The organism is Burkholderia seminalis DSM 23518, assembly GCF_902832885.1.
Taxonomy (GTDB): Bacteria; Pseudomonadota; Gammaproteobacteria; order Burkholderiales; family Burkholderiaceae; genus Burkholderia; species Burkholderia seminalis.
Genome location: NZ_CADFDK010000037.1, coordinates 1 through 4,240 on the forward strand (window position 1 = coordinate 1; position 4,240 = coordinate 4,240).

The following is a 4,240-nucleotide window of genomic DNA, read 5'->3' on the forward strand; positions in this document are numbered from 1 at the left end:
GAGCCGCGTCCGCTGAAGACGACCGGCATGCAGGGTCAGAACTGGATCGTCGAAGGCGGTCTGCAGGCGGGCGATCACGTGATCGTGCAGGGCGGCGAAAAGGTGCGCCCGGGTGCGACCGTGAAGTCGGTCCCCGCGCAGCTCGCACCGGCGGCCGATGCCGCGTCGGGTGCCGCTGCCTCCGCCGCGCCGGCTGCCGCCGGTTCCGGCACCGCTGCCGCATCCGGCGCCGCTGCATCGGGCGCCGCGCCGGCGAGTGCTGCCGCTGCTTCGAGCGCGCAATAACAGGGAGCCTGTTTCATGGCAAAGTTTTTTATCGATCGCCCGATCTTCGCGTGGGTGATCGCCATCATCCTGATGCTGGCCGGGGTTGCGGCGATCTTCACGCTACCGATCTCGCAGTATCCGACGATCGCGCCGCCATCGATCCAGATCACCGCGAACTATCCGGGCGCTTCCGCGAAGACGGTGGAAGACACGGTGACGCAGGTGATCGAGCAGCAGATGAGCGGTCTCGACAACTTCCTGTACATGTCGTCGACGAGCGACGACTCGGGTAACGCGACGATCACGCTGACCTTCGCGCCGGGTACCAACGCCGACATCGCGCAGGTGCAGGTGCAGAACAAGCTGTCGCTCGCGACGCCGGTTCTGCCGCAGGTCGTGCAGCAGCTCGGCCTGTCGGTGACGAAGTCGAGCAGCAGCTTCCTGCTGGTGCTCGCCTTCAACTCCGAAGACGGCAGCATGAACAAGTACGACCTCGCGAACTTCGTGGCGTCGCACGTGAAGGATCCGATCAGCCGGTTGAACGGCGTCGGTACCGTCACGCTGTTCGGCTCGCAGTACGCGATGCGGATCTGGCTCGACCCGACCCGCCTGACCAACTACGGCCTCACGCCGGTCGACGTCAGCTCGGCGATCACCGCGCAGAACGTGCAGATCGCGGGCGGTCAGCTCGGCGGCACGCCGGCGAAGCCGGGCACCGTGCTGCAGGCGACGATCACCGAATCGACGCTGCTGCAGACGCCCGAGCAGTTCGGCAACATCCTGCTGAAGGTCAACCAGGACGGCTCGCAGGTGCGCCTGAAGGACGTCGCGCAGATCGGCCTCGGCGGCGAAAACTACAACTTCGACACGAAGTACAACGGTCAGCCGACCGCGGCACTCGGTATCCAGCTCGCGACCAACGCGAACGCACTCGCGACCGCGAAGGCCGTGCGCGCGAAGATCGACGAGCTCTCGCCGTTCTTCCCGCACGGCCTCGTCGTGAAGTATCCGTACGACACGACGCCGTTCGTGAAGCTGTCGATCGAGGAAGTGGTCAAGACGCTGCTCGAAGGTATCGTGCTCGTGTTCCTCGTGATGTACCTGTTCCTGCAGAACCTGCGGGCGACGATCATCCCGACGATCGCGGTGCCGGTCGTGCTGCTCGGCACGTTCGCGATCATGTCGATGGTGGGCTTCTCGATCAACACGCTGTCGATGTTCGGCCTCGTGCTCGCGATCGGCCTGCTGGTCGACGATGCGATCGTGGTGGTGGAGAACGTCGAGCGCGTGATGGCGGAAGAAGGCTTGTCGCCGAAGGAGGCGACCCGCAAGGCGATGGGCCAGATCACCGGCGCACTGGTCGGCGTGGCGCTCGTGCTGTCGGCGGTGTTCGTGCCGGTGGCGTTCTCGGGCGGCTCGGTCGGCGCGATCTATCGTCAGTTCTCGCTGACGATCGTGTCGGCGATGGTGCTGTCGGTGCTCGTCGCGTTGATTCTGACGCCGGCACTGTGCGCGACGATCCTCAAGCCGATCCCGCAAGGGCATCACGAAGAGAAGAAGGGCTTCTTCGGCTGGTTCAACCGCACGTTCAACAACAGCCGCGACAAGTACCACGTCGGCGTGCACCACGTGATCAAGCGCTCGGGCCGCTGGCTCATCATCTATCTGGTGGTGATCGTCGCGGTCGGGCTGCTGTTCGTGCGCCTGCCGAAGTCGTTCCTGCCCGATGAAGACCAGGGCCTGATGTTCGTGATCGTGCAGACGCCGTCGGGTTCGACGCAGGAGACGACCGCGAAGACGCTCGCGAACATTTCCGACTACCTGCTGAAGGACGAGAAGGAAATCGTCGAGTCGGCGTTCACGGTCAACGGCTTCAGCTTCGCGGGCCGCGGCCAGAACTCCGGTCTCGTGTTCGTGCGCCTGAAGGATTACTCGCAGCGTCAGCACGCGAACCAGAAGGTGCAGGCGCTGATCGGCCGGATGTTCGGGCGCTACGCGGGCTACAAGGACGCGATCGTGATCCCGTTCAACCCGCCGTCGATTCCCGAACTCGGCACGGCTGCCGGCTTCGACTTCGAGCTGACGGACAACGCCGGTCTCGGCCACGATGCGCTGATGGCCGCGCGTAACCAGTTGCTCGGGATGGCTTCGAAGGATCCGACGCTGCAGGGCGTGCGCCCGAACGGCCTGAACGACACGCCGCAGTACAAGGTCGACATCGACCGCGAGAAGGCGAATGCGCTGGGCGTGACGGCGGATGCGATCGACCAGACGTTCTCGATCGCATGGGCGTCGAAGTACGTGAACAACTTCCTCGACACTGACGGCCGGATCAAGAAGGTGTACGTGCAGGCAGACGCGCCGTTCCGGATGACGCCGGAAGACATGAACGTCTGGTACGTGCGCAACGGGTCGGGCGGGATGGTGCCGTTCAGTTCGTTCGCGACCGGCCACTGGACGTACGGTTCGCCGAAGCTCGAGCGCTACAACGGCGTGTCGGCGATGGAAATCCAGGGTCAGGCCGCACCGGGCAAGTCGACCGGCCAGGCGATGGCCGCGATGGAAGGGCTCGCGAAGAAGCTGCCGGTCGGTATCGGCTATTCGTGGACCGGCCTGTCGTTCCAGGAAATCCAGTCCGGTTCGCAGGCGCCGATCCTGTACGCGATCTCGATCCTCGTCGTGTTCCTGTGTCTCGCGGCGCTGTATGAAAGCTGGTCGATCCCGTTCTCGGTGATCATGGTGGTGCCGCTCGGCGTGATCGGCGCACTGCTTGCGGCGACGATGCGCGGTCTGGAAAACGACGTGTTCTTCCAGGTCGGCCTGCTGACCACCGTGGGCTTGTCCGCGAAGAACGCGATCCTGATCGTGGAATTCGCGCGCGAGTTGCAGATGACGGAGAAGATGGGGCCGATCGAGGCCGCGCTGGAAGCGGCGCGCCTGCGGCTGCGTCCGATCCTGATGACGTCGCTCGCGTTCATTCTCGGCGTGATGCCGCTCGCGATCAGCAACGGCGCGGGTTCGGCCAGCCAGCATGCGATCGGTACGGGCGTGATCGGCGGGATGATCACGGCGACGTTCCTCGCGATCTTCATGATCCCGATGTTCTTCGTGAAGATCCGCGCGATCTTCAGCGGCGAGAAGGAAGACGTCGACGAGGCGCTGCGCCTGGCTCAGGAGCACTCGCACCACGAAGAGAAGCCGGGCAACGGCGACGAAGGCAACAAGGGACAGTGATGATGCAAAAACACGCTTTGACTGCAATCGCGGTCGCGCTCCTTGCCACGGGCTGCACGATGGCGCCGCATTACAAGCGGCCCGATGCACCCGTCGCGCAGGCGTACCCGGCCGGCGGCGTCTACGCGACGCAGCCGGGTGCGGCCGGCGCGCGCAGCGCGAACGGCCAGGCGGCGACGGCCATCGGCTGGCGCGAGTTCTTCGTCGATCCGCGCCTGCAGCGGCTGATCGAGATCGCGCTGAAGAACAACCGCGACCTGCGCGTGTCGGTGCTGAACATCGAGGCGGCGCGCGCGCAGTACCAGATCACGCGCGCGGGCCTGTTCCCGACGCTCGACGGTACGGGCACGGGCAACGTCCAGCGCGTGCCGCAGGGCTTGTCGACGACCGGTGCGCCGTATATCTCGCGTGCCTACAACGTCGGGCTGTCGGCGTCGTGGGAGCTCGACCTGTTCGGCCGCGTGCAGAGCCTGAAGGACCAGGCGCTCGCGCAGTACCTGTCGACGTCGTACGCGCGGCAGGCGTCGGAAATCTCGCTGGTGTCTTCCGTGGCCGACCAGTACCTGACGCTGCTGTCGACCGACGACCTGCTGAAGGTCACGGAGAACACGCTGAAGTCCGCCCAGGCATCGTACGATCTGACCAAACTGCAGTTCGACAACGGCACGGGCTCCGAGCTCGAGCTGCGTCAGGCGCAGACGGTGGTCGAGACGGCGCTCGCGAACCAGCAGGCGCAGGC

Annotated in this window: 3 protein-coding genes; all 3 read left to right on the plus strand. The window is 65.3% G+C overall.

Annotated elements, in window-relative coordinates; genetic code table 11:
- On the plus strand, positions 1 to 285 hold a 285-nt coding region (locus HWX00_RS36490; protein WP_481971376.1), incomplete at its 5' end, for a permuted SH3 domain-containing protein.
- Between the two features lie 15 nt (positions 286 to 300).
- On the plus strand, positions 301 to 3,501 hold the full coding sequence (bpeB, locus tag HWX00_RS36495; RefSeq protein ID WP_034191218.1) for an efflux RND transporter permease BpeB: 3,201 nt from the start codon (positions 301 to 303) through the stop codon (positions 3,499 to 3,501).
- Positions 3,501 to 4,240 (plus strand): TolC family protein (locus tag HWX00_RS36500; protein ID WP_175868203.1); only part of this gene is annotated, 740 nt, incomplete at its 3' end. The genes bpeB and HWX00_RS36500, both read left to right, overlap by 1 nt.

Excerpts from the sequence above, each read along its gene's own strand:
- bpeB (WP_034191218.1), top strand. The coding sequence starts at position 301 with ATGGCAAAGTTTTTTATCGATCGCCCGATCTTCGCGTGGGTGATCGCC.